15 protein-coding genes are annotated in these 25443 nt (G+C 56.6%); 11 read left to right on the top strand and 4 right to left on the bottom strand.

Annotated elements, in window-relative coordinates:
- Nucleotides 1-82: 82 nt before the first annotated feature.
- Both GNX18_RS10150 and GNX18_RS10145 read left to right on the top strand, forming a co-directional pair.
- Entirely contained in the window at nt 83-1171 is a 1089-nt protein-coding gene (locus GNX18_RS10150) for a methyltransferase (RefSeq protein WP_166217647.1), read from the top strand.
- An 18-nt stretch (nt 1172-1189) separates the two neighbouring features.
- Nucleotides 1190-1918 (top strand): tRNA-uridine aminocarboxypropyltransferase, encoded by a 729-nt coding sequence (locus GNX18_RS10145; protein ID WP_166217644.1) that lies wholly within the window; start codon nt 1190-1192, stop codon nt 1916-1918.
- A gap of 88 nt (nt 1919-2006) precedes the next feature.
- Here the strand turns inward: GNX18_RS10145 and GNX18_RS10140 are convergent, their stop codons facing one another.
- Nucleotides 2007-4631, bottom strand: a complete 2625-nt coding sequence (locus GNX18_RS10140) for a TonB-dependent receptor (protein ID WP_166217641.1) — start codon at nt 4629-4631, stop codon at nt 2007-2009.
- 509 nt (nt 4632-5140) lie between these two features.
- On the opposite strand from GNX18_RS10140, the gene GNX18_RS10135 reads away from it, so the two are divergent.
- From GNX18_RS10135 to GNX18_RS10125, 3 genes are read left to right on the top strand one after another with little or no spacing between them, the layout of a single operon-like run.
- Nucleotides 5141-6454 carry a TolC family protein gene (locus tag GNX18_RS10135; protein WP_166217638.1) on the top strand — a complete coding sequence of 438 codons (1314 nt, stop codon included), beginning with the start codon at nt 5141-5143 and terminating at the stop codon, nt 6452-6454.
- Nucleotides 6451-7689 (top strand): efflux RND transporter periplasmic adaptor subunit, encoded by a 1239-nt coding sequence (locus GNX18_RS10130; protein ID WP_166217635.1) that lies wholly within the window; start codon nt 6451-6453, stop codon nt 7687-7689. The genes GNX18_RS10135 and GNX18_RS10130 overlap by 4 nt, the downstream gene beginning before the upstream one ends.
- Before the next feature lie 9 nt (nt 7690-7698).
- Nucleotides 7699-10812 (top strand): efflux RND transporter permease subunit, encoded by a 3114-nt coding sequence (locus tag GNX18_RS10125; RefSeq protein ID WP_166217632.1) that lies wholly within the window; start codon nt 7699-7701, stop codon nt 10810-10812.
- Between the two features lie 38 nt (nt 10813-10850).
- Here the strand turns inward: GNX18_RS10125 and rnr are convergent, their stop codons facing one another.
- The 3 genes from rnr to GNX18_RS10110 form a co-directional block, all read right to left on the bottom strand.
- The gene (gene rnr / locus GNX18_RS10120) at nt 10851-13124 is read right to left on the bottom strand and encodes a ribonuclease R (protein ID WP_166217629.1); all 2274 of its coding nucleotides are present in this window, start codon (nt 13122-13124) and stop codon (nt 10851-10853) included.
- A 428-nt stretch (nt 13125-13552) separates the two neighbouring features.
- Entirely contained in the window at nt 13553-14503 is a 951-nt protein-coding gene (locus GNX18_RS10115) for an MBL fold metallo-hydrolase (protein WP_166217626.1), read from the bottom strand.
- A gap of 157 nt (nt 14504-14660) precedes the next feature.
- Nucleotides 14661-16763: a VIT and VWA domain-containing protein gene (locus GNX18_RS10110; RefSeq protein WP_166217623.1), complete on the bottom strand. Its 2103-nt coding sequence runs from the start codon at nt 16761-16763 to the stop codon at nt 14661-14663.
- 193 nt (nt 16764-16956) lie between these two features.
- Here GNX18_RS10110 and GNX18_RS10105 point away from each other — a divergent pair, with 193 nt between their 5' ends.
- The 6 genes from GNX18_RS10105 (at nt 16957) to GNX18_RS10080 (ending at nt 25441) form a co-directional block, all read left to right on the top strand.
- Nucleotides 16957-17715: a helix-turn-helix transcriptional regulator gene (locus tag GNX18_RS10105; RefSeq protein ID WP_166217620.1), complete on the top strand. Its 759-nt coding sequence runs from the start codon at nt 16957-16959 to the stop codon at nt 17713-17715.
- Between the two features lie 267 nt (nt 17716-17982).
- Nucleotides 17983-18300, top strand: coding sequence for a multidrug efflux SMR transporter (locus tag GNX18_RS10100; protein ID WP_166217617.1), 318 nt, complete (start codon nt 17983-17985; stop codon nt 18298-18300).
- A 163-nt stretch (nt 18301-18463) separates the two neighbouring features.
- The gene (locus GNX18_RS10095; protein ID WP_166217614.1) at nt 18464-19825 is read left to right on the top strand and encodes a Fic family protein; all 1362 of its coding nucleotides are present in this window, start codon (nt 18464-18466) and stop codon (nt 19823-19825) included.
- Between the two features lie 441 nt (nt 19826-20266).
- Entirely contained in the window at nt 20267-20476 is a 210-nt protein-coding gene (locus tag GNX18_RS10090) for a helix-turn-helix transcriptional regulator (RefSeq protein ID WP_166217611.1), read from the top strand.
- Nucleotides 20463-21980: a sigma-54-dependent Fis family transcriptional regulator gene (locus tag GNX18_RS10085; RefSeq protein ID WP_166217609.1), complete on the top strand. Its 1518-nt coding sequence runs from the start codon at nt 20463-20465 to the stop codon at nt 21978-21980. Before GNX18_RS10090 ends, GNX18_RS10085 begins: the two co-directional genes overlap by 14 nt.
- A 59-nt stretch (nt 21981-22039) precedes the next feature.
- Nucleotides 22040-25441 carry a DEAD/DEAH box helicase family protein gene (locus GNX18_RS10080; RefSeq protein WP_166217606.1) on the top strand — a complete coding sequence of 1134 codons (3402 nt, stop codon included), beginning with the start codon at nt 22040-22042 and terminating at the stop codon, nt 25439-25441.
- Nucleotides 25442-25443 lie beyond the last annotated feature (2 nt).

Here is a 25443-nt window from a genome sequence, read left to right as displayed (position 1 = left end):
TGACCAGCTACAGTGCCTGAGTGCCTTCTGGCGGCAGTCCGCCTTTTGCGACACGGACCTGGCGTGGCGCCATCAGTTTCCAATGCTCGGTGACGCCTGCCTGCAGCTGGAGGACGCAGCGGTAGACGCGCTGGAACGACAGCCCGAAGCGCTGCACCATTTCCTCGCAGAATTCATACCGGGCTACCGGGATTTATTGGCACTGCTGCCGCTGCGAGAGCGAATGCAGCCGGCAACACTTTGCGGGCGACTGGCCACCGGCGTTCCCGGACGCAAGTGGACTCAGATGGCGGCCTTTATCGGGGCGTTACCAAAAGCCATTCCCGGCCAGGACCGCACCGTAGTGGATTGGTGCTCCGGCAAGGCGCACCTGGGACGAGCCCTGGCTCACCATTGGCAGTGTTCTTTGCACGCGGTTGAGCGCCAGTCGGCACTGTGTGATGAAGGCGCCACCCTGGCTGCGCCCTGGGTGAAAGAGGTGAAGTTCTCCTGCAAGGATGTGCTTGAGCAACCCCACGAATTTGCGGCGAAGGACTTCGTGATTGCCTTGCATGCTTGTGGTGATTTACACCGCGCGCTGTTACGGCAGTGGCGCGACAGCGAATCGCCACACTTGTGTCTGGTACCCTGCTGTTATCAGCTGTGGCTGGATGACGTCTATATTCCACTTTCGCATGCAGCAACAATCAATAACCTGGCCCTGAACAAAAATCAGGTGCGCCTTGCGGTACAGGAGATGGTCACTTCCGCCGAGCGCGAGCGCAGGCAATCGCAGACCATGGCGCAGTGGCGCATGGCCTTTGACCTGATCCAGCGGGAATTGCGCGGCGTGGATGAGTATCTGCCGACGCCGTCGCTCGGTTATCACCTGCTGGCGCAGGGACCGGAGCGGGTGATCCGCACTCTGGCCGATAGAAAATCGCTTTCTATTCCGGATGGGTTCGACATTCAGCCCTATGTTGCGCGCGCCGAGGAGCGCCACGCGGCGTTTCGTCGGTTGCAGCTGGTCTCCCACGGTTTCCGGCGTGCCTTGGAGCTGTGGCTGGTGCTGGATCTCGCCCTGTATCTGGAAGAGGGCGATTGCGAGGTCGAACTGACAATTTTTTGCCCGCGCGACATCACCCCGCGCAATATCCGGATTCTAGCCACGCGCAATTCAGTCAGCGTTTAACCCCGCCACAGGTCGTACATGCACTCCACCAATTTCACCCGCCTGCGGGACCAGGAACTCGCCAAGTCCACCAAACCGTTTCAGGCCAAGGGCAAAAGTGTTATCCGCTGTGCCGATTGCCAGATGGCCGAGTACGCCTGCATCTGCCCGTGGCGGCCGACGGTACAGAGTCAGGTCGACTTCGCTCTGCTGGTGCACCGCAAGGAGCTGTTCAAGCCCACCAATACCGGCCGATTGATTGCGGACGTTTTCCCGCGCACACCGGTATTTCTGTGGAACCGGTTGGAGGCACCGGCGGGGCTGGAGGACCTGCTGAAAGACCCGGCGCGCGATTGCTATATCGTTTTTCCGGCCAGCGAAACCGACGCAACCGACAGAAAGATTGTGCAGTCACTGCCCGCCAGCGCACCCGGCGCGAAAAAAATTACGCTGATTCTGCTCGACGGTTCGTGGAAACAGTGCAGTCGCATGATTGCCCTGAGCCGCTGGCTGGATGGCGTGCCCTGTCTGAAACTGCCGGATGCCTTCGTGAAATCCTATCTGGTGCGGGATTCGGGAAGAGACGATCGTTTTTCTACCGCCGAGGCGGCCATCAGTTGCCTGTTGCTGGCGGGGGAGAATCACCCGGCACAGATTCTTCAACATTATTTCTCGCTATTTAACCAGCACTACGTCGCGACCCGCGGCTGCTATCTGCCGGAGCGGGGGGAGAGCCATGAAATTCTGGAATCGGTCACGGGCAAATAATCGACGGCAAAAAAGCGGGGCGGGCCGAAGCCCTCCCCGATTTAACGATACTGACTAACCATTGTTTCCGATTGCCGAAAACGTCAGATCAGAAGTTGTAGGTCACCTTGCCATAGACAAAGCGGCCGCGGGGATCATGCTGGCTCGACACATAGCCATACAGATCCGAGTCGCCATCGCCGATGGCAAACGGCGGCTCTTCATCCAGCGCATTGTCGGCACCAAGGCTCAGCACCAGATTGTCGAAGCCTGTATAACGGGCCTGCAGGTTTACGGTCATGAACGAATCCACCATGCGGGATTTATTGGTGTCGTAATCGAGAGTACCGTCAAAGTCGATATCCGGGGTATCTTCAAACTCGCCGATATAGTTCAGTCCCACGGTGAAGGCAACGGTATCCCGGGCCCAGTCGGCGGAGGCCGCCCAGCGGTGCTGCGGATATTCATACTCACCCGCCAGGTCGCGATTTAAGAAAGCATCGCCCGCGGAGTTCAGTTCCACCCGCTCAAACTCCGACAGATAGGAATAATCCAGACGCAGGCCGAGATCGCCACCGGCGACGGTCAGCGCGGAGTACACGACACTCAGGTCAATCCCGGAAACCGTCTGCTCGCCGATATTGATAAAGCCGCTGTTGATCGACTGTAGCGAACCGAGGGACTCGCCAGGCAAGGGAGTGGAGCGCACGCAAACGTTGCTGTTCTGATCACTACAGAACTGAGTGTATAGATAGCCGAAAGGCACCTCATCTATCTTGCCTTCCTGGGTGATACGCCAGAAATCCAAGGACAGTTGCAGACCGTCCATCGGCTTGACCACCGCACCCAGGTTGTAGGACTCCGACTCTTCCGCATCGAGGTCCGGGTTGCCGGAAAACACGATGTTGTAGTCGGTGCTGACACAGTAATCATCGTTGATCGCGCAGCCATACGTATCGATAAAAAACAGGGATCCCTGCGACGGTCCCAGGCCAATCTGCGCGAGCGACGGCGCGCGGAAACCGGTGCCCCAGGATGCGCGCAGTGAAAGCTGCTCACTGGCGGTCCACAACAGGTTGACCATCGGGTTGGTGGTGCTGCCGAAATCGCTGTAGTCGTCGTAACGGCCCGCCAGAGTCAGGTCCAGGTTAGCGGGCAGTGGGACCGCAAACTCGACGAATGCGGAATTAATATCGCGACTGGCTGCGGCGTAAACGGACTCGGTACCGAAAATCAGACCGCGCTGAAACTGGTCATCGGGAATGTCGGACGCGCGTTCTTCGCGCCGCTCCAGGCCCGCAGCCATGGCAATGGCACCATTGGAGGTGTCAAACAGATCCCCGCTGATGGTGAAGTCCATGCCGCGCAGTTCGGACTTGCCCTGGCGTACCAGACTGGTGGTGATGGCGTCGATCACCGACTGCGGGTTTTGCACGCCGCCGAACGGGTTGTAGCGGCCCGCGTCGATTTCCTGCTGCAGCAGGTCGGTGCGCACCCAGCCCTGGGAGCGGTTGCCAGTCTGCGTGGATTCGCTGCGCGAGCGCTGTACCGAGGCCTCCCAGTCCCACTCGGCGATACTGCCGCGCAGGCCGAATACCGCGCGCAGATTGTCGGTTTCGATATCCCACTGACGCGCGCCGGCATCCACGGTGCGGTAGCGGCCGATATCGATACTGCTGGCACCGGCAAAGGGATTGTTCGGGTGGTCGATGGGCACGGTGAGCCCGGCGTCTTCATCGAGCGGAGTCGGTGCACCCTGGGCAATGGAGGTGTTGTGCTGCACCGCGAGCTCGCTGAAAAACTCTACGTTATCGGTCAGCTGCGCGTGACCCAGCATCAGCACACCGGTGCGTTCCGCTTCGGGTGTTAGCAGAGTCCAGGGACCGTAATCGTACACGCAGGTCTGGCCGAAGGCGCTGCCTGCTGGGCAATTAGGGTCAATGGTGGTTTCGCCGTCGACAATAAAACGACCTGGATAACCGCGCGAAGAGCGGAAGTCCATACCGCCGCGGGAAGACTGGTCGGCGGTATCGAGCCCCCTGCGCTCAACGCTGGCGAGGGTGGAATTGCTGCGGTGGTCAAAAATGAGGGTCAGGTTTGAGTCTTCGCCGTTCACACCCCACACCGCAGAGACGGATTGCTCGTCGTAGCCGTCCGCACCGCCGAAATCTGCAGTTACTTCCGCGCCTTCAAAATCTTTGCGCAGGACCAGGTTGACCACACCGGCGACGGCGTCTGAGCCGTAAATCGCGGATGCACCGTCTTTCAAAATTTCCACGCGTTCAACGGCGGCAATCGGGATGCTGTTGATGTCCACAAAATTGGTGGTGATGCTCTCGGCAAACGCGCTGATGGCGACGCGCTTGCCGTTCACGAGTACCAGGGTTGCATCGGCCCCCATGCCCCGCAGGCTGACGGCCGCCGCGCCGTTGGCGGTGGAATCCTGGTTGTTGCCGCGGGTGGAAAAGGTGCCATTGCCCGCTGCCGGGTTCTTTTCGAACATCTGCTGGAGGTTGGTATAACCGGACTTTTCAATGGCTTCGCGATCCATCACCTGGATTGGCGTGGCCGTCTCAAATTCCGCGTTGCGTTGAATGCGGGAGCCGACTACGGCAATTTCCTCCATCGCATTTTCGTCGGCGGCAAAAAGCACCTGCGGTGCTGTTGCTGTTACTGAAATTGCCGAGAAAATGGCACTGGATAAAACATTTCGGCGTGAAAAAAGTTGTTTCATGATTTGCTCGTCCATTTGTTGTCATTATTTTTGAATGACCGAAACAGCATGGCCGTTCAGTTTGCTTGGAAACATTATCAACGGCGTAATGGCGAAGCAATGAATATGAAACGTTTACGAGGGTGCAGATATTTTATGTGAATAGATTTGTCGTTTTCGTCGTGCGTTTATTCACACAGCACAAATTTTTTGCGCGTCAATACGGGTACGGCAGTGCCAAATAAGTTCGCCAGGATTATTAATTTTTATCAGTTTCTAGGGGTTAAATAGCGCTGGGGAAAAGAGCCGGTGTTGTCGGCAGCTAATCCCCTCCGACGATAGGGCCGGCGTCGAGTTTTCTGCCAGGTTCAGTGCATCCATCGTCTTTTTCCGTAAGAAAGCTGTACCGGATGTGGTTGCGAGTTAGAGCTGGCCGGAGGGATTTCCCTCTTTCGGTTTTCCTCTGTCTATCCTCTGTGAATGTATTTCATCCCATCGTTAATAATCCGTTCTCTTGCGGAGAAAACCACATGCGCAAGGTGAAACGACCAAATCGGGGAATAAAATCGCGCCGACACCGCGGCTGGGTATCCACTGCAGCTCGGTTTCTTCTGTGCACGGCGACATTGGGCTGGGCGCAGGAATATCGCGTCACATCGCCGCTGACGTTTGAGCAGGCCGTGCTGAAAAGCCTGCACAGCCATCCTGAGCTGGCCGGGTACCAGCATCAACTGGATGCGGCCAATGCGCGTGCCGCTCAAGCGGGAATCGGGCCGCGTCCACAGCTTGGGCTGGAGGTTGAAGATGTTGCCGGCACCGGGGATTTCAGCGGTGTCGAAAGCGCGCAGACGACACTGGGTATCAGCTGGCTGTTGCAGGGCGAGCTTCTCAATCAGCGGGTCACGACGGCGCGCAGCAAAACGGCGGTGATTGAGCGCCAGCGACAAATCCTGGAGCTTGACGTCGCCGCGGATACCGCGCGCTATTTTCTGCAGGCGATGGCACAACAGGAGCGCCTGGTGCTGGCGCTCAGCGCCGCGGAACAGGCGCGCAACGCGCTGGTGGATATCCGCCGGCAGGTAAACGCGGGTAAGGTGCCGCAGGCCGATGCCTCTCGCGCCGAGGCGGAGCTGGAGCGATATGCGCTGGCGGCGGAAGATATTGAACACGAACTGGAAATATCCCGGCATCGCCTCGCTGCTCAGTGGGGTGAACGCAGTCCCGGATTTGGTGAGATCGCTGGCTCGCTCTCATCTCCCATCCCATTTATTGATGTTGCGCAGCTGCGCGCACAGGTTGCAGACAATCCCAACGTCGCGATTTTTCTCAGCCGTGAGCGGGTGGTAGACGCGGAGATTGCCCTCGCGCGTGCAGAGGCCGGTGTGCAGTGGCGCATTGATGTTGGAATCCGGCGCCTTGAGGCGACCGACGACTACGGACTGGTGGCCGGCGTAGGTATCCCCATCGGCCGTCGCGGTCGCAATCGCAGCGAGCTGGCGGCGCTCGCCGCCGAGCAGAGCCGCTACCGGGCGGAGATGAACGCCAAGGCACTTGAACTCGAAACCCGCGTGTACACCATGGCGCAGCAGCTTTTGCACAGCCGTCATGTGGCGGAGGCACTGTCCGCGCGAATCATTCCCAGCCTTGAGCGCGCCGAGGCCGATACGCGCGCGGCCTATCGCCTCGGTAAATACAGCTACTACGAACTGGTCGCGGCACAGCAGCAACTGATCGACGCGCGGTTGTCTTTTCTGGAGACGCAATACCGTGCGCATTTGTATCTGATTGAACTCGAAAAACTCACCGGCCTGTCGCTGACGCAGATAAGTGAGCGCGGAAAATGAAATCCGTTGTGATGGCCATTGTGACGCTCATTATTGCCGTTCTCGGTGGTTTGGGGTTTTCCACCGGTATCGATGCATCTGTGGAGCAAACCGAGCAGCGCGAACCCGAACCGGAATTGGGGCCGCATCGCGGTCGCGTATTGCGAGAGGGTGACGTTGCCATAGAACTCGCTATCTTCGAAACCGGAGTCGAGCCGGAGTTCCGGGTGTGGGTCACCGATGGCGGCAAGCCTGTGGCTCCGGAAAAAGTCTATGTCGGCGTGGTGCTGACCCGGCTCGGCGGTGAGGCGGAGCGGGTTGGCTTTGCGCCAAAGGATGATTTTCTCCGCGGTGATAAAGCGGTTCGCGAGCCGCACTCTTTTGTGGTGTCTGTGAACGCCCGATACAACGGCAAACAATTCCAGTGGCAATACGACAGCTTCGAGGGGCGCACCCATATCGAACCGGATATTGCCAGGGCGTTGAACATCGCTACCGGCGTTGCCGGGCCCGCCGTGTTGCGGGAAACCGGCGAGGCTTATGGCCGCCTGGTAATGGACCCCGAGCGCGTGCGGGTGGTCAGTGCCCGCTTCGATGGCACGGTCGAGTCGGTCAGCGTCGGCCTGGGCGAACGGGTGGACAAGGGGCAGACGCTGGCGGCAATCAACAGCAATGAAAATCTCAAAACCTACACCATTAATTCCCCCATTGCGGGCGTGGTGGTGCAGCGGCTGGCGAATCCGGGAGAGCAGACCGCAGGCCGCGCGCTGCTGACGATCGCCGACAGCAGTGCACTCTTCGCGGAGCTGGATGTGTTCCCGTCACTGCGGGCGCGGGTCCAGCCGGGGGCGCCGGTTGCGCTGAGTGTTCGCGGGCTGGACATATCTTTGCGGGGAACCGTGCGGCAGGTGGATACAGTGATCCGCCCGAACCAGTCCAGTGTGGTGCGGGTCACTCTGAAAAATCCCCCGGCGCACCTCGCCCCGGGCGGATTCATTTCCGGAGACATCGAAGTTGCGAGGTATGAAGTGCCGCTGGCCGTAAAGCGTTCCGCGCTGCAGACGTTTCGCGAGTTCAATGTGGTCTACGCCAAAGTGGGCGACGAGTACGAGGTGCGAGTACTGGAATTGGGGCGGGAGGCAGGTGAGTGGGTTGAGGTGCTCGGCGGGTTGAAGCCGGGCACCGAGTACGTGACCGAGAACAGCTATATCATCAAGGCCGACATCGAAAAATCAGGGGCCGCCCATGATCACTAAGAGCGCGGCATGCTTGAGTATCTGATCCGGGCGTCGATCCACAACAGGGCGTTGGTGCTGGCTGTGGTGGCATTGCTGTGCGGTATCGGCATCTGGAATTTTAACCGCCTGCCGATCGATGCGGTGCCGGACATCACCAATGTCCAGGTGATGATCAACACCGAGGCGCCGGGCTACACGCCGCTGGAAGTGGAACAACGGGTGAGTTACCCGGTGGAAAATGCCATGGCCGGGTTGCCCAACCTGGCGTACACGCGCTCTCTTTCCCGCTACGGCCTGTCCCAGGTCACCGTGATTTTTGAAGACGGCACGGATGTGTACTTCGCGCGCCAGCTGGTCAGCGAGCGGCTCGCGGGTGCGCGCAGCGCACTGCCCGCCGGTGCGGAGCCAGAGCTGGGGCCAATCTCCACCGGCCTCGGCGAGATCTTCATGTTCACGGTGGATGCAGAGCCGGGCGCCACCCACATGGATGGCTCGCCGGTAACCCCCACCGACCTGCGCACGGTGCACGACTGGATTATCCGCCCGCAACTGCTGCGGGTGCCGGGGGTTGTCGAGGTCAATCCCATCGGCGGATTCAAACGGGAAATCCTCGTCGCCATCCAGCCGGAAAATCTGTTGGCATTCGGCCTGACCCAACAGGATCTGATCCGGGCGGTGGAGAACAACAACCAGAATCGCGGCATCGGTTTTATTGAGCATCGCGGCGCGCAGTGGATGTTGCGGGTGCCCGCGCAGGCGGCAAGCGTGGATACGCTGAATGACTTCCTGGTGGCGGAAGTGGACGGTGTACCGGTGCGCCTGGGCGATGTGGCTCACATTGGCGAGGGGCGGGAAATGCGCACCGGGGCGGCCACCCAGAACGGCCGTGAAGTGGTGATGAGCACCGTATTTATGCTGGTGGGTGAAAACAGCCGCACCGTAGCCCGTGCCGTGGGCCGGAAACTTGAAGACATCAAGGCGAGCCTGCCGCCGGGCATTACCGTCACCGCGGTGTACGACCGCACCTCACTGGTGGACAAAACGCTGCACACCGTGCGTACCAATCTGCTGGAAGGCGCGCTGCTGGTCATCGTCATCCTGTTCCTGCTGCTGGGCAATGTGCGCGCGGCCTTGCTGACGGCCATGGTGATTCCCATCGCCATGTTGATGACGGTCACCGGCATGGTACAGACGCGGGTCAGCGCTAACCTGATGAGCCTCGGCGCCCTCGACTTCGGTCTGCTGGTGGACGGCGCCATCATCATCGTGGAGAACTGCCTGCGCCGCCTGAGCCAGGCGACTCCCGCGCGCGGTGAACTCGATGTCGACGAGCGCCTGGAAGTGGTGTTCCAGGCAACCCGCGAGGTGATCCGCCCGGCCATGTTCGGGGTGTTCATTATCACCGCGGTGTATCTGCCGATCTTTGCGCTCTCGGGCGTGGAGGGAAAAATGTTTCACCCCATGGCGACCACCGTGGTCATTGCGCTGCTTTCGGCGATGCTGTTGTCGGTAACGTTTGTGCCCGCGTGTATTGCGCTGTTTTTCCGCAAGCCAGTCGTGGAGAGAGAAAACCCGGTACTCAGGCAATTGAGCCGCGGCTATCGCCCGCTGTTGCACACCGTGATCCGCTTGCGCTATCTCGTGGTGGTTGTCGCCGCAGCCCTTGTGCTGGTGTCCGGCTTCATGGCGACGCGTCTCGGCAGCGAGTTTGTGCCGAACCTGAACGAGGGGGATATCGCGATGCACGCGCTGCGCATCCCGGGGACTTCTCTTGAACAGGCGATTGCCCTGCAGGAATCCCTTGAGGCCCGCATCAAGGAATTGCCCGAAGTGGAGCGGGTGTTTGCCAAGATCGGTACCGCCGAGGTAGCCACCGATGCCGTGCCGCCAAGCGTTGCAGACAACTTTATTATCATGAAGCCGCGCGCGCAGTGGCCGGACCCGGACAAATCCAGCGAGGATCTGGTCGATGAACTGGCGGCGTTGGTGGCGCCGATTCCCGGCAACCGCTATGAATTCCTGCAGCCGATCCAGATGCGCTTTAACGAGTTACTGGCCGGCGTGCGCGCGGAGTTAGCGATCAAGGTCTTCGGTGACGATTTCGCGCAGCTCGAGCAACTGGGCAATGCGATCGTGGCGGCGATAGGCGATGTTGAGGGCGTTGCCGATATCCAGCTGGAGCAGACCACAGGCCTGCCGATGCTGACGATTCTGCCGGACCGCGCGGCGCTGGCGCAGTATGGTCTGGATGTTGATGCCGTGCAGGGGCAGCTGGCTACCGCCATGGGCGGCGCAGTGGCGGGGCGTTTTTACGAAGGTGATCGCAGGGTCGATATTGTGGTGCGCCTGCCGGAGGAGCTGCGCCAGGATCCGGAAACCCTGGCCAATCTGCCGGTGCACCGCGCCAACGGCGACTATGTGCCGCTGCAGGAGCTTGCCAGCCTGGAACTGGTCACCGGCATCAATCAGGTGTTCCGCGAAAACGGCAAGCGCCGCGTGGTGGTGACGGCCAACGTCCGTGGCCGAGACCTCGGCAGTTTTGTGGCCGACGTGCAGCGGGCAATTTCCGAGCGTGTACAGATGCCCGCGGGTTATTGGCTGGAGTACGGCGGCACTTACCAGACACTGCAGTCGGCGACAAAGAGGCTGGCGGTGGTAGTACCCGTGACCTTGATCCTGATCATGGGGCTATTGTTATTCGCTCTTGGCTCAGTGCGCGATGCACTGGCCATTTTTACCGGTGTGCCACTGGCCCTCACCGGCGGTGTCCTGTCGCTGATGTTGAGGGATATACCGTTTTCGATATCCGCTGCGGTGGGCTTTATCGCGCTGTCGGGCATTGCCATCCTCAACGGACTGGTGATGGTTTCCTTTTTTCGCGATCTGCGCCACCAGGGCTACGGAATAGACGCGGCGATCATTGAAGGGGCGCTTATCCGTTTGCGCCCGGTTATTACCACCGCGCTGGTCGCGTCGCTGGGATTTGTGCCCATGGCGTTCAACACCGGCATTGGCGCGGAAGTACAGCGGCCGCTCGCCACGGTAGTGATCGGCGGCATTATTTCTTCGACCTTACTGACGCTTCTGGTGTTGCCGGCACTTTACCGGATACTGCACGGGTCAAGTGCGCGGGACAGCTAGTGCTGCCGGGGCGCGCCACGCTCATTGCCACTCGGGGCTTAGCCGGCCAGCGCCAACTCAATTTTGCGTCGTTCCATGTCGACGCGCACAACGCGTACCCGAATCGCATCGCCAATGGCAAAGCTGCCGTTGCCGCGCTCGCCCACCAGGCGTTGCCTGGCGGCATCAAACTGGTAATAGTCCTTCGTTAGTGCCGAGATATGTATCAGGCCTTCCACCTGAACGGTATCGAGTTCGATAAACAGACCGAAGTTGGTGACACTGCTGACGTGTCCGTCGAAGGTATCGCCGACAAAACCCTGCATGTACTCGCACTTCAGCCAGGCCTCCACATCCCAGCTCGCCTTGTCAGCGCGGCGCGACGCATTGGAGCAATGCTCCGCGAGCGTCTGCATGGCGGACTTGTCATAGGGGTAACTTTTTTCCGGCGCGATGGGCGCGGCATTCCCGAAACGTTGCACCGATGCACCGCCCGTACCGAAGACGCGTTGCAGTGCACGGCGCACAGGATTGTGCGGTATCTTCTGACGGATCACGGAGCGAATGGCCCTGTGCACCAGCAGATCCGGGTAGCGGCGAATGGGCGAGGTAAAGTGCGCATAGGCGGGATACGCCAGACCAAAGTGGCCCCGGTTCTCCGGGCTGTACTCCGCCTGGCTGAGGGATCGCAGCATCATGGTGCGGATGGTTTGCGCATCGGCGCGCTGGCCAATGCTGCCCAGCAGCTGGTCGTAGTGCGCCGGCGAGGGTTTGTTGCCGCCGGCCAGTTTGAGTCCTTTCTCGCCGAGGAATGCGCGCAGCGCGGTGAGTTTTTTATCCCTGGGGCCGTCGTGCACCCGGTAGAGTGCGGGCATTTTCTGTTGCTTGAGGAAGTCCGCCGTGGCCACATTGGCACTCAGCATAAACTCCTCGATCATCTTGTGCGCGTCGTTGCGGATGACCGGGAGTATCTTTTCTATCTTGCGATCTTCGTTGAATTTGAACTGCACTTCCGGCTTTTCAAAATCCATCGCGCCGCGTTTTGCGCGGGACATTTTCAATGCCGAATACAGCTGGTGCAGCGCGTGAATATGCGGCGCCAGGTCTTTCAGCTGGCGCGCAGTCTGCCGGCCTAAATTGGACTCCGGCGAATTCAGGAACGCGTTTACCTGGTTGTAGGTAAGGCGCGCATGGGAGTGGATTACACCTTCCGAGAAGGTATAACCGGTCATTTTTCCCGCTCTGGTGATCGTCATCTCGCACACCATCACCAGGCGATCCACCCGCGGGTTGAGCGAGCACAGGCCATTGGACAGGGATTCCGGCAACATCGGCACAACACGGCCGGGAAAATACACGGAGGTCGCGCGCGTTTGCGCTTCCTGGTCAAGCGCACTGTCCGGCGCAACATAGTGGGAAACATCCGCAATCGCCACCAGCAGGCGCCAGTTTCCGGACGCCGTTTGTTCACAGAAAACGGCATCGTCGAAATCCTTGGCATCCTCGCCGTCGATGGTCACAAACGGCAGCGTGCGCAAGTCGGCGCGATGCCGCTTGTCGGCCTCCGGGACCTCACTGCCCAGCTGGCGCGCCGCGCGCAGGGCATCCTGTGGCCAGCGATGGGGAATTTCGTGGCTGCGGATCGCCACATCGATCTCCATGCCAGCGCCCATGGCATCCCCCAGCAGCTCGGTCACGCGGCCGAAGGCATTGTAGCGGTGGCTGGGGTAGTCGATGATTTCCACGTAAACATATTGGCCGGGTTTGGCACCCAGTAAGTGCTCGCGATCGACATCGATCTCATGGGCGATGCGGGCATTTTCCGGCTGCAGAAAATAATCGCCATCCTCGCACTGCAGGCGTCCCACCAGATGAGTGGTCTTGCGTTCCAGTACTCGAACGATCACGCCGGTCTTGCGGCCGCGGCGGTCCTCGCCGCTGATGCGCGCCTGAACCACGTCACCGTCGAAAACGGTCAGCATTTCGTTGTCGGAAAGAAAGAGATCTTCCGCTGCGTCGTCACTGCTCAGGAAACCGAAACCATCCGGGTGGCCGATAACACGACCACTGACCAGATCTTCCGGCTTGATCAGGCTGTATCCGCGGCGGCGATCAAACTGGATCTGTCCATCGCGCTCCATGGCGCGCAGGCGGCGACGCAACGCTTCTTTTTGTTCATCACCGGAGAGATGCAGGACTTTCGCCAGTTGCTCGCGATCGAGCATTTTCCGGTTTTTTTCAAGCAAGCTCATAATGAACTCGCGCGCGGGAATAGGGTTGCTGTACTTTTCGGAATCCAGCGGATTAAAGGTAGCGATTGGGGATTTACTCATGATTTTCTCGTGGAGAAACCGCCAATAAAATTGCGCTGGGTAAGAACTGGAGTGATGTGACAGGGCAGATCAGGTGTTACTCGGCAAGGTATGCAGGCGGATAACGCATAACGGCGTTGGGGGTAAAACTAGAAAATATTCAATGGGCGTTCAATAAGAAGCCGATCCTGTAAACAAACAAAGACACACCTCAGTGAGGCATGAACGGCAAAGAAGACTGGAATTTAGATGCTACAGGACGAAGAAAAACAGATGCGACGAAACTGAGGATTTAAACAAGAGACTTACTTTTGACTAAATGCACTGTAGGCCCCCCCGTGAGCTAAGTCAAAGACTATTTTCCAGGCTCAGCGACTCGGGATGTATTCTGGTACCTCGACCACCCGGTACCCCGGGGTACCGGGTGGTCTGGGCTGCAGACTCAGGAGTCAGTCAACCGGCACCCACACAATGTCGCCGCCCTTGCGCTGGAAGCGCCCGAGGCCGGGGAAGGGAAAGTGTGGCGAGTAGATCTGCAGCGCAGCATCGTCCGCCGCGCGCGCCAGTAACGCTTCGCGGCTGGCTTCCGCCACCGGTGCGTCGCCGTCGAAGGCAATCGTCCAGCGCGGGCGCTGTACCGAGACCACAAAGTGGTGCGCACTGTCACCGATGTACAGCAGTCGCGACTTGCCATCGGCAATCTCGTATGCGCTGTGCCCGGGCGTATGCCCGTCCACCTTTACTGCGGTAACCCCCGGTACCAGTGCGCTGCCCGGCGCAAACGGCTTTACCGCGGGCTTGATGGCTGCCGCCAGCGCGGCGTTACTGTCATTGCCCTGCAGCGCCTGCCACTCGGGTGCGGCCATATGCACCGCGGCATTGGTAAAACGCAGCGATCCATTTTCATCCAGCAGCCCACCAACGTGGTCCGGGTGTGCGTGGCTGATGAAAATATCGGTGACTTGCGCCGGTGTTACATCGGCCTCGGCCAGCGCCGTCGGCAGTCGCCCCGCATCGGCGAAATCCACATCCCCCGCACCGGTATCAAACAGATACACGCGGTCTCCGGCGCGCACCAGCAGTGCCTGAATACTGAGCTGCAGTTTATCGGTCGGAAGATCATTGCGTTTCAGCAGCGCTGCGATTTTGCCCGGAGGCTGGTTGATGCCAATTACGGTGGCGTCATTCGGCAGCTGGATGTCACCGTCGTGCAGTGCGGTGGCCTTGAAATTTCCGATGGAAAAATTGTGGATGTTTGATGAGGAATCCGCGGCCGGTCGCTTGTCTTCGGCGAACACCGGCAGGGACAGCGCCACCAGTAAAACACACCGGGCGAAATTCCAGCCCTGCTGTTTTACGTGGTTGAAAAAACTTCCGGAAAGCGGGAATGAGTGAGACATGGGAGACTCCTTCTGGGTGGGGCGCCATTATTGCCGGCGAATGTATCGTGGCACCAGTGGCGCGCGCCAATGAGTCGTCTTTTTCATTGTCTTGTGCAAGGGCTTTAAGACCAGTGACAGGGCCCCGCGGGGAGGCCCTGATCTTGTGCACGATGAATCATTTTCCAGTGGTATTCCTGCGCGACCTGATGCGTATCACCATCAGGATCATCAACAGAAGAATTACAACCAGCCCGGTAGATCCACCGCTGCTTCTGGGGTAGGCGCGGTTGCCGGTAAAGGCGGGTTGCGCGCTGTCCTGACGGTTGTCCTGAACCGGAGCGACGGCACGGTTTTCGCGGGCGGCTCTCTCCCGTTCGACACGGGCCTTGTTGTTGCGCGCAATACCCTGCTGTTCGAACACCTGTTCCTCTACCACCACCATGGAGGTGTAAGGGGTTACCAGTCCATGCTCCACCGCGAGATCGACGATTGCATCTTCACTGTCGCTGTCGTGGCCCAGGTAGTCCATACGATTCTGCAGATCCTCGATGGTCGCATAGGCCCACAGCCGCTCCAGCTCCGGGTTGCGGGTATCGGTGGACGGGAACTTGAGATCCGAGCGGTAGTGCACGTCGCGGCCGGAAACCTTGCCCTTGATGTCGAGTTTCGCGGAGCCATCGCCCCAGTAGTGACCGAACACAATCAGCTGTTGGCCGCTGTACAGGGAACCGATCTGTGCGGGGCTCATGTCGCGCACCTTGATGCTGGACTTGTTGCCGGAAATGCTCAGGGAGATATCCCGGTAGGCTTCGTGGCGCAACTGGTCAGCCGCCTGCACCAGGCGCCCGGAAATGTCGTCGCTGTTGGAAATATTCATCGCGAAGCCGTTGGATACCTTGGCCATACCTTCGAGCAGCGGGCGGTTGGCGCTGTTGCCCATCACGAAGGTGAACAGGCGGATATCGTGTTGTTCGAGCAACTCCAGGAAGGCTTTCTTCGCCACCACGCCCACATTGGCCACGCCGTCGGTCACCAGGATCACCGCACTCGGGCGGTCGGCATCGAGCCCTGTGTACGCCGCTTTGAGGCCGGCGAACAGGTTGGTGCCGCCGTTGGGCTGCGCAGCTTCCAGCAACTGCAGATAGTGCGTCACATTGGCGTCGTTGACGACGACATAGCCATTGGTCAGGTCGCGGGCCTGGTCATTGAACAGCACCATGCGGAAGCGGTCCCCCGGCTGCAGCTTGCCCAGTCCCTTGCGCACACCTTCGGCAAGGCTGTGATATTTCCCCGCCATGGAGCCGGAGAGATCCAGCACAAAGGTCCAGTCGCGGCCGTGGGTAATCGCGGCCAGGTCATCCCCCGGTGTCAGCGTCAGCATAAAGGTGCCGCGCTCGCTGCCCTCGGGGCGGTAGGTGACCATATCCACGGCACCCGGCAGACCGGGCTGGTGTCGCCAGTAGGCGACGATGTCCTTGTCCAGGGTAAAGGCGCTGGCGGTTGCCGTCGCCGTTGTGAGCGACGCTAGTGTCTGCTCCGGTGTCTGGCCCAACTCATCGGCAAGCGCAGCGGCGCCGGCGGAGTTCGCAAAGGAGACCTGCCATTCCTGGTCGGACGAGCGCTGTACCTGCGCCTGCGGGTGCGCCGGCATCAGGAACTGATCGATGGGGTAGGAGGAGCGCATGGTCAGCTTGAAACTGAAGGCCTCCTGCACGTGCTGTTGATAAGTGAAAAACGCCATACGCTCTTCATCCACACCGCCTTCCTCCAGCGGGTACACATAGCGGCCGATGCCCAGCTCCGCGTGTACCGGCTGGATGTATACCAGGCGGATACGCACCGTGTCGTTTGGCAGTACCGGGTACACGCGGCTATCGAAACTGCGGTACTCATCCTGTTCGGTAAGCGCGGTTCGCCGGCCCTGGGATTTTTCCTGTTCATACAGCTCGCGCGCCTGCTGCTTGCGCATCACTTCGCCAGTCACCGGCTTGCCGTCGATCCAGTAGGTAAATTCACCCACCGAGGCCTTTTCAGGAACCGGGAAGGAATAAATGGCTTCCAGTTCCCGGTCGTGGGGGTTGGCGAATGTCTGGTCCACTTCGGTAATGGCGTAGCCATCCTCGATCACCACATTCACGTGGTGCTCCTTGATCTCCAACTGGGGCAGGTTGCTGTTGGCCGGGGTCAGCAGGCCGGCGGCCATCGCCAATCCGGGCACCAGTGCCCCCAGTAACAAACACACACACCAGCCGATGGGGTTGCTCCGCAAACGTTGCATAGTCGGTTCCTCTGTAAGCCGCCTGGGGCTGAATCGAACTGCGTGCCACGGGAGGCACGCGCCGTTGCGGAATCTATCGGCAAAGGCTCGCAGGGATCACCTGGATCCGATAAAGTCGCGTGAACCGAACTGAAAAGTATCAAATGGCGATACCTTGGTGGTTCTGCAGGACAGGAATTTGAGGAGGCGAGGAATGAGCCAGGTACAGGCGCTGATGAAGACGCTTAAGCGTGAACTGAAGGCGCGGGGAGTGACTTACGCGGAAATCGCCCGGCAGCTGGACCTGTCGGAGAGCAGCATCAAGCGGATGTTCACCGGCGGCCCCCTGTCTGTCGACCGCCTCGAATCGCTGTGCGGCATCGCCGGGCTGGATTTCTCCGAGCTGGTGCGCAAGGCCGCCGAGGCGCGGCGGGGTATTGCGACGCTGAGCGAGGAGCAGGAGCGGGAAATTGCCGCCGATCCGCATCTGTTGCTGATGGCGGTGTGTGTGCTCAATCGCTGGACCATCGAGCAGATTCTCGAGACCTACGAATTGAGTGAGACCGAGAGCATCCAGCTACTGGCGCGTCTCGATCGACTGAAGCTGATCGAACTTTTACCGCTCAACCGCTACCGGGTGATCGTGGCAAAGGAATTCCACTGGCTCCCCAACGGACCCATCCAGCAGCTGTTCCAGAAAGAAGTGCAGCCGGAGTTTCTCGCCTCCAGTTTCTCCGGCCCCGGGGAAAAACTCGTGTTCCGCACCGGCATGCTGTCGCGCACCGCGAATGCAGAGCTGATGAAGAAAATGGATCGACTGCTACAGCAATTCGATGAACTGCACGATGCTGACAGCGAACTGGCGCTGGACGAACGCTACGGCTCCAGCCTGCTGGTGGCATTGCGCCCCTGGGAACTGCAGTATTTCAGTCGCCTGCGGCGCGGCAACCGGGAAAAGGTATTTCCTGAGTGAGTGCGTCGAACCCGCTTGCTGAATACATTCAGCGTTTGATCTCTCACGCCCCGCGCCTCTGATCTGCCGGCAGCGAGAAATTTACAAGTTTCGGCATGTGCCTGTCGGGACTCTTGAGTCACGCGAAACCCAGCTACACGGCCCGGCGGATACTTGCTCAAGCTTTTCCCATGGGGTACTGTTCGAGCCGTTGAAGGAGGACGACCTCCCCCAATATGGGTAGAAATTCCCAGGACGACCTGGCCCTGTTTGAAAACGGAGCAGTCTATGTCTTGGTTTTACCTTCTCCTCGCCGGCGCCCTGGAAGTCGTCTGGGCGTTCTCCATGAAGCAGTCCCACGGCTTCACCCGGCTTGCTCCCTCTATTATCACCGTCGTCACAATGATCGGCAGTTTCTGGCTGTTGGCTGTGGCGATGCGCACTATTCCACTCGGTACTGCATACACCATCTGGACGGGTATTGGCGCTATTGGTGCGTTCCTTGTCGGGATTATGGTTTTTGCGGAACCGGTCAATGCGATGAGGATTGGTGCGGCGATTCTGATTGTTTCGGGGCTGGTGTTGATGAAGTTTTCCAGTGCCTGAGTCCAGTTGCTTTCTCATCTGCCTGGTTCTCTATCAATTATAGGTATCAGTTGTAAAATTCTGATAGTTTCAGGCTATTTTTGGCTTTGTCTCAGTTTCTTTAAAAATGAGACAGGTCTGCGTTGGTTGTGTATATTTATCTCAAATATTGGAAATTTGAGATATGAAGATAGTTGTCCCTCCACCTTTGGAGCCTAATCCTTTCCAAAAGGTCGCATCAGATAGCCCAGACCAACTACTGGGCTATTTAGACTTCCATACCCCGCTAGACAAAAAGGGAAGGTACCAGCCATTTGATGAACTACGGCATAGAGTCCCGCAAGGATTAGATGCAGCTGTGGCATGGTCTTTCGTTAGAAACGCACGTAATCAACAGCAGTCTTATCTAATTTCTCTAGGTGAGCCCGAGAATCATTGTAGTTTCATGCTGACACCGTCGATTCAGAAGGCTATTTCGGAAACAGACAGAAATACTACGAGCGCTTACTTGGAGTGGATAGGTAGCAAAATAGATGAGAAAACTCAGCTCAAGTATCTATTAAGTGATCTTATCGAAGATGAATCAATTAGTAGTAGTCAGCTAGAAGGTGCTGCAACCACGACTCGGGTTGCAAAGGAGATGCTGAAGAGAAACAGAAAACCGAGGGACGCCAGTGAAAAAATGATCTTAGGCAACTATAGAATGATGCAGTTTGCCTGGGAAAAAAGGCATGAGCCTTTATCTATTGATCTCATTCTCGACTTGCACAAGATTGGTGTGGAAGGGATAGATGATGATGAATATAAGCCTGGCGTATTTAGGCGGGCCGCTGACAATGTTCACGTAGTGGACCCGGAGGGTGAGATTGTCCATACGCCCCCTCCTGCTAATAATTTAAAAAATAGAATGAGGGATATTGTTAGCTGGGTCAACTATGATCACGAAAATGCAGATGAAAAATCATATTTGCATCCGCTTATCAAGGCAATAGTCTTGCATTTTTGTATTGGATATGAGCACCCATTCAGAGATGGAAATGGTCGGGTGGCTAGAGCTTTATTTTATTGGTATTTGTTTAAAAGTGACTTTTCAGCATTTAGATTTATCGCGATAAGTGTTCTTCTGAAGAAGGCGCCGATTCAGTATGGGAAAAGCTATCTGTATTCAGAAACAGATCAAATGGATTTGACATATTTTATTGAATATCAGAGCAAGATAGTCGTTAGAGCAATTGAAAAGTTTAAGAAGGCATATAAAGATGCGGCTCTAGAAATTGAGCGGTTCAATAGATGGCTTTGGGATTCTGGTTTATATAAGAAGTTGAATGACAAGCAGAGAACTGTCTTCCAGGTCGCAAAAAGTGGCGACGTTCAAGAATTTACGATCCGGAATGTGGAGCATAATTTGGGCTGTTCATACAATACGGCTGCGGCTGTTCTAAATGGATTGGTTAAGCAGAAGCTTTTTTATAGAGAGAAAAACGGACGCGAGTGGGTTTATTTTATGAAGGGTAAAGACAAGATTATTGAATCTTGGCGGAAGTAGGGTTGCTTTTATAAGCCGCTAACCTTCTAAGTCTGCAAAATCTTGAAAATTTAAATGGAGAGCATGAATGCCTAACACCAAACCGTGGAGGCTTGGCATCGCCCTCGTCAATATGAAGAACCGCAGGAATATCTGTTTAGCGCCATTCTGAAGGATGGCAGGTTATCTCAGTACCCGACTACGCCAAGCAGGTACGTTTCGTATTTCTGGCCGATGCGGGATGTCATTCGGCGAAACCAGAGTGTATTTCACGCGTTTTGAGAGGATACCTGGGAATACTGCCGGCCGCCTCGAGTTGACGCACTGCCTCCAAGAGTAGATCAAAATACATACTACTTTCCGATATTTTCTTTTCTACGGGTAAATATTTCACCCTGTCTTTAATTTTTTCAGTTCATAAGTTAATGTCGGGCCTAACACTGTAAACAATAGGGCCCGGTCATGATACGTTGCCATCTCGCTCGCCTAATGGGGGAGCGAAAAATGAAGATCTCCGACGTTTTACGCGAAACCGGGCTCAGCCGGAATACAGTGACCCTGATGTACAAGGAAACAGCGCAAAAGATCGACATCGATGCTTTAGACAAGCTCTGCTGCCTGTTTGAATGTGAGGTGGCTGATATGTTGGAGTTCACGGATGAGCAGGCCTGAATCAAAAAACAAGCGTGGGCCTCAAACACTGGTGAGCTGGGTTGGGGGTAACGACCTGAAGGCCACGGGCAGCACCGATGCAGAGGGCCAAACCCTTGGCCCAATTGCAGCAACTCTCAAAGCGCAGGTGTTCGACAGCGTAGAGCTGCTCTACAACTATCCGGAAGATCAGGTAAAGCCCTATCTGGCATGGCTGCAGAAGCAGGTCGCCGCACCAATCCAGGCTCAAGCCATTTCCCTGTCCTCGCCGGTCAATTTTGGTGAAATCTATGTCCAGGCCAATCAGCAACTCGCCAGGTTGAGAGGGTTGGGTTGTGAGTTGTCCATTCTGTTAAGTCCGGGAACCCCGGCCATGCAGGCGGTTTGGATTCTTTTGGGCAAAACCCGCTATGCCTGTCAGTTTTATCAATCGTCACTGGAACAGGGCGTTCAGCAGGTAGAAATCCCATTTGAGCTTTCCGCAGAGTACCTGCCTGCCGCTCAAAACATAGGCAGTGCCAAGATCAGTCAGTTGGCAGAAGCCAATGCTCCCATCAATGCGGCATTCGACAATATCGTTACCCGCAACCCTCGGATGCAGGCTCTGAAGGCACAGGCCCAGATACTGGCGGAACGTGAAGTGTCGGTATTGATTTATGGCGAGACCGGCACCGGTAAAGAACTCTTTGCTCGCGCCATCCACAATGCCAGCCAACGGGCCAATAACGCATTTGTGCCGGTGAACTGTGGAGCCATTCCCGGTGAACTGGTCGACTCAGTCCTCTTTGGCCACAAGAAAGGGGCATTTACCGGTGCTACGTCTGACAAGCCTGGAGTATTCGAGCAAGCTGATGGCGGGACCTTGTTCCTGGATGAATTTGGCGAGCTGGAGCCCAGTGTGCAAGTGCGCCTCTTGCGGGTATTGCAAGAAGGGGCATTCGTTCCGGTAGGGGGCACCAAAGAACAAAAGGCCGATGTTCGCCTGATCACAGCTACACATCGCAACTTGATGGAGGCGGTTGCCAACGGCCGTTTCAGGGAGGATCTGTTTTACCGTGTGGCTGTTGGTGTTTTGCATCTGCCACCGCTGAGGGAGCGAGAGGGCGATCTGTCGCTTCTGACGGATACCTTAATCAAAGCGATGAGTGATCATGACTCAATGCTTGAGGGTAAAAAAATTTCTCCTGACGCAAAAAATATTATCCTTCAGCATCCTTGGCGAGGAAATGTGCGTGAATTGCAATCCACCTTATTGCGCTCAGCCTTGTGGTGCCAAGGTGATGTGATCAATGCTGGCGATATCCGTCAGGCTCTGTTCCATATGCCGGAGCAGGATTCGGGGTTGCTGAACAAGGATGTTTCTCAAGGTGTTGATATACAAGAGATAATTGGTTGTGTTACTGCGGACTATATCCGTAAGGCATTGGCCCACAGTGGCCAGAATAAGACCCGCGCAGCACAGCTTTTGGGCTTGAAAAACTACCAGACACTGAACAACTGGATGGAAAAATACGGCATTTCCTAGCGATGAAGTAAACTTGGCACGGCCTTCGCAATAAGGCTGTCATGGACAGAATAATTTTTATGAAATCAGTGAACTTCGAATTCTTGAGACCCGAGAATGACCTGCTTGCTAACCTCGGTGGTTTGGCCGAGGCGGTCTTGCATATTGATCCGGGTAGTGCTTTGACCCGTTTGCGCAGTTTTGCTGAAGAGCTGACCAAGGCCATCTACAAGGAAGAGTTGCTGCCGCGTATGCCGCAGTCCAGCTTCTATGAGCTGATCAAAAGTCCGGTTTTTGAGGATTGCGTTAGCAAATCACTGATTCATCAGATCAACTTTTTGCGTATTCAAGGCAATGACACCGCCCACGGCGCAGAGGGTGAGTTACGTAATGCACAAATGGCACTGGGCACGGCGCACCGGTTGGCTATGTATATGGGCATTAAGTATTACGGCAAGAAGAAGGAAAAAATCGCCGCATTCTCTGATGTAAAAGATCCAACAGCAACCTTAAATCAGCTACAGAAATCCGTTTCGAGCTACGAGAAAGAACTGCAAAAGCAGCAAGAAGAGCTCGAAAGAGTCATGGATCAACTGGAGCGTGAGCGCACCAGAAACATCGAAAAGCTGGAGCCGCCTGCCAGGGCCGATCAGCAAAAACGCCAGCAGCAGAGTCAGCAGGTGGCCGACAGCCTGCAATGGAACGAAGCCAAAACACGCGCCCTGTTGATCGATACCATGTTGTTGCAAGCTGGCTGGGATATTCAGAACCCCGATCAGGTCGGCCAGGAAGTTGAAGTACAGTTTCCCAACAACCCAAGCGGTAAGGGATATGTGGATTACGTGCTCTGGGGCGATAACGGTCATCCACTTGCTGTGATCGAGGCTAAGAAGTCCGGTAATACCAACCTACAGGCCGGACGAGAACAGGCCCGGCTATATGCCGATGCCTTTGAGCACATGGGCTACCAACGTCCGGTCATTTTCTATTCCAACGGCTACGAAACCTTCATCTGGGACGATCACCAGTACAACACCTACCGGCCAGTTTATGGCTTTTACAGTAAAGACAGCCTGGATTACCTGATTTATCAGCGCCACTATCGTGCGGCAGAGCTCGAAAAGTTCAATCCAGAACTCAGCATTGCTGATCGTCCTTACCAGATTGAAGCCATCAAAACGGTCGCAGCGCATTTTCAAAGCCAGCGTCGTAAAGCGCTCATCATTCAGGCCACCGGCACCGGTAAAACTCGCGTAGCTATCGCGTTGGCTGAGCTGCTGTTGCGTAACGGCTGGGGCAAGCGGGCATTATTCCTGTGCGACCGAAAAGAGCTGCGCGTACAGGCAGATGATGCCTTTAAGCAAAACCTGCCATCCGAGCCGCGTTGTGTGATTGGTGAAACCAACAAGATTGATCAAAGTGCGCGGATCTACATTGCCACCTACCCCGGCATGATGAATCGCTTTGCACAGTTAGATGTCGGCTTTTTCGATCTGATTATTGCCGATGAATCCCACCGCAGCATCTACAACAAGTATCGTGACCTGTTCGATTACTTTGATGCTTTGCAGGTGGGCTTAACCGCAACCCCGGTGAAATTCATCAGTCGAAATACCTTTGATATGTTCGATTGCGAAACCACCGATCCGACATTCGAGTTTGGGTTGGACGCGGCCATTAATAACGAACCGCCTTACCTGGTACCCTTCCGGGTGAAAGACCTGACCACCGACTTTCTTCGTGATGGTATTCATTACAACGACCTGACAGAAGAACAAAAGCGTCAGTTGGAAGAAGACCTGGGTGAGGAAGAAGCCCGCAATACCACCATTGCAGGCAAAGATATTGGCCGTAAGATCTTCAGCGAAGATACCGATCGCATCATCCTTGAAAATCTGATCAACAATGGCATCAAGGATGAGACAGGTTCCGTAGTCGGCAAAACCATTATCTTCGCTCAGCGCCAGGATCATGCTGAGCACCTGGAAAAACTGTTCTGCAAGCTCTACCCGCAATATGGCACCAAGGTGTGCAAGGTCATCCACAATGCGATTCCCCATGTGGAAAGCCTGATCAAAGAATTCAAAAAATCCGATAACGATTTTCGCATCGCTATTTCAGTGGATATGCTGGACACCGGCATCGACGTGCCTGAAGTCGTCAACCTGGTGTTTGCCAAGCCGGTAAAGAGCTGGGTGAAATTCTGGCAGATGATTGGTCGTGGCACGCGCTTGCGCCCGAATCTCTTTGGTCCAGGTAAGCATAAAACCGAGTTCCTGATTTTCGACCATTATGGCAACTTCGACTTTTTCGAAGAAGAGTATCAGGAGCCTGATGACACCGGCAGTAAATCCTTGCTGCAAACCACCTTTGAAGCCCGTCTTGAGCTGGCGCAGGCGGCATTACAGCAAAACCATGCGGCCGCTTTTGATACGGCCATTGAGCTACTGCGGGCCGACATTAATGACTTGCCCGACACCAGCATCGCGGTAAAGCGGGAATTACGTACCGTACATCAGCTGCAGCAAACCGATCTGCTCAAGGGGTTCGATGCGAAAACCCAGCATCTGCTGGCCAATACCATGGCACCCTTAATGTCTGCACGTGTGCTTCGCGACAAACATGCAACCCAGCTGGACAAGCTGATGGCTACCATTGAACGCTGCCTGGTAGAACAAGCGAGCTGCTTTGATGATGGCAGAGATCTGCTGCTCGCCGAGATAGACAAACTGGCCGTGAACATTCAGGCGGTACGCCAGAAAGACGCCATCATTGCAGAAGTACGCAGTGCCGACTTTTGGCAAGCGCCCAATATTGAAAGGTTAGAAAAGGCCCGTAAAGAGTTGCGCGGCATTATGAAATATCGCCAGCAGCGAACTGGCCCCGGTTATGAGACCGGCACCACGCGTGCAGGGGATTCCGGGGTGCGTGAAGCTGAGCGTGAGGTAAAGATCGCCGGTGCCAATGAGGCCATGATCTACCGCCGCAGGCTCAAGGATATTTTGGATCAAATGGTGGCTGCCAACCCCACGTTGCAGAAAATCCGCAAAGGGGAACCAATTGCAGAGCCTGAACTAAAAACACTGACGTCTACCATACTCACCAGCCACCCAGGTGTGAGTCTGGAGGTGCTGAATGAATTCTATGGTCGTACGGCGGATCAATTGCACCTGACAGTACGTGAAATTATCGGCCTGGACGCACAAGCCATTGAAGACCACTTCAAGAGCTTTTTACACGCTCATCCAGCGCTAACCGCTCAGCAGGTGCGGTTTATGAATCTGCTCAAAAATTACATCGCCCAGCACGGTTCCATTGTGATTGAAAAGCTCTACGACGCGCCATTTACCTCCGTCTCACACGAAGGAATTGACGGCGTATTTACCCCAGACGACGTGGGTGAGCTGATTGCCGTGTTGAAACCCTTTATCAAGGCTGAACCCAAATCATCGGGTTCACAGCCAGAAAGCACACAGGAGTGAAC

Source organism: Microbulbifer sp. SH-1 (assembly GCF_011326135.1).
Lineage (GTDB): Bacteria > Pseudomonadota > Gammaproteobacteria > Pseudomonadales > Cellvibrionaceae > Microbulbifer > Microbulbifer harenosus.
This window is presented reverse-complemented; position numbering and strand designations above follow the sequence as displayed.

Excerpts from the sequence above, each read along its gene's own strand:
- GNX18_RS10150 (WP_166217647.1), top strand. The coding sequence starts at position 83 with ATGCTCGGTGACGCCTGCCTGCAGCTGGAGGACGCAGCGGTAGACGCG.
- GNX18_RS10145 (WP_166217644.1), top strand. The coding sequence starts at position 1,190 with ATGCACTCCACCAATTTCACCCGCCTGCGGGACCAGGAACTCGCCAAG.
- GNX18_RS10140 (WP_166217641.1), bottom strand. The coding sequence starts at position 4,631 with ATGAAACAACTTTTTTCACGCCGAAATGTTTTATCCAGTGCCATTTTC.
- GNX18_RS10135 (WP_166217638.1), top strand. The coding sequence starts at position 5,141 with ATGCGCAAGGTGAAACGACCAAATCGGGGAATAAAATCGCGCCGACAC.
- GNX18_RS10130 (WP_166217635.1), top strand. The coding sequence starts at position 6,451 with ATGAAATCCGTTGTGATGGCCATTGTGACGCTCATTATTGCCGTTCTC.
- GNX18_RS10125 (WP_166217632.1), top strand. The coding sequence starts at position 7,699 with ATGCTTGAGTATCTGATCCGGGCGTCGATCCACAACAGGGCGTTGGTG.
- rnr (WP_166217629.1), bottom strand. The coding sequence starts at position 13,124 with ATGAGTAAATCCCCAATCGCTACCTTTAATCCGCTGGATTCCGAAAAG.
- GNX18_RS10115 (WP_166217626.1), bottom strand. The coding sequence starts at position 14,503 with ATGTCTCACTCATTCCCGCTTTCCGGAAGTTTTTTCAACCACGTAAAA.
- GNX18_RS10110 (WP_166217623.1), bottom strand. The coding sequence starts at position 16,763 with ATGCAACGTTTGCGGAGCAACCCCATCGGCTGGTGTGTGTGTTTGTTA.
- GNX18_RS10105 (WP_166217620.1), top strand. The coding sequence starts at position 16,957 with ATGAGCCAGGTACAGGCGCTGATGAAGACGCTTAAGCGTGAACTGAAG.
- GNX18_RS10100 (WP_166217617.1), top strand. The coding sequence starts at position 17,983 with ATGTCTTGGTTTTACCTTCTCCTCGCCGGCGCCCTGGAAGTCGTCTGG.
- GNX18_RS10095 (WP_166217614.1), top strand. The coding sequence starts at position 18,464 with ATGAAGATAGTTGTCCCTCCACCTTTGGAGCCTAATCCTTTCCAAAAG.
- GNX18_RS10090 (WP_166217611.1), top strand. The coding sequence starts at position 20,267 with ATGATACGTTGCCATCTCGCTCGCCTAATGGGGGAGCGAAAAATGAAG.
- GNX18_RS10085 (WP_166217609.1), top strand. The coding sequence starts at position 20,463 with ATGAGCAGGCCTGAATCAAAAAACAAGCGTGGGCCTCAAACACTGGTG.
- GNX18_RS10080 (WP_166217606.1), top strand. The coding sequence starts at position 22,040 with ATGAAATCAGTGAACTTCGAATTCTTGAGACCCGAGAATGACCTGCTT.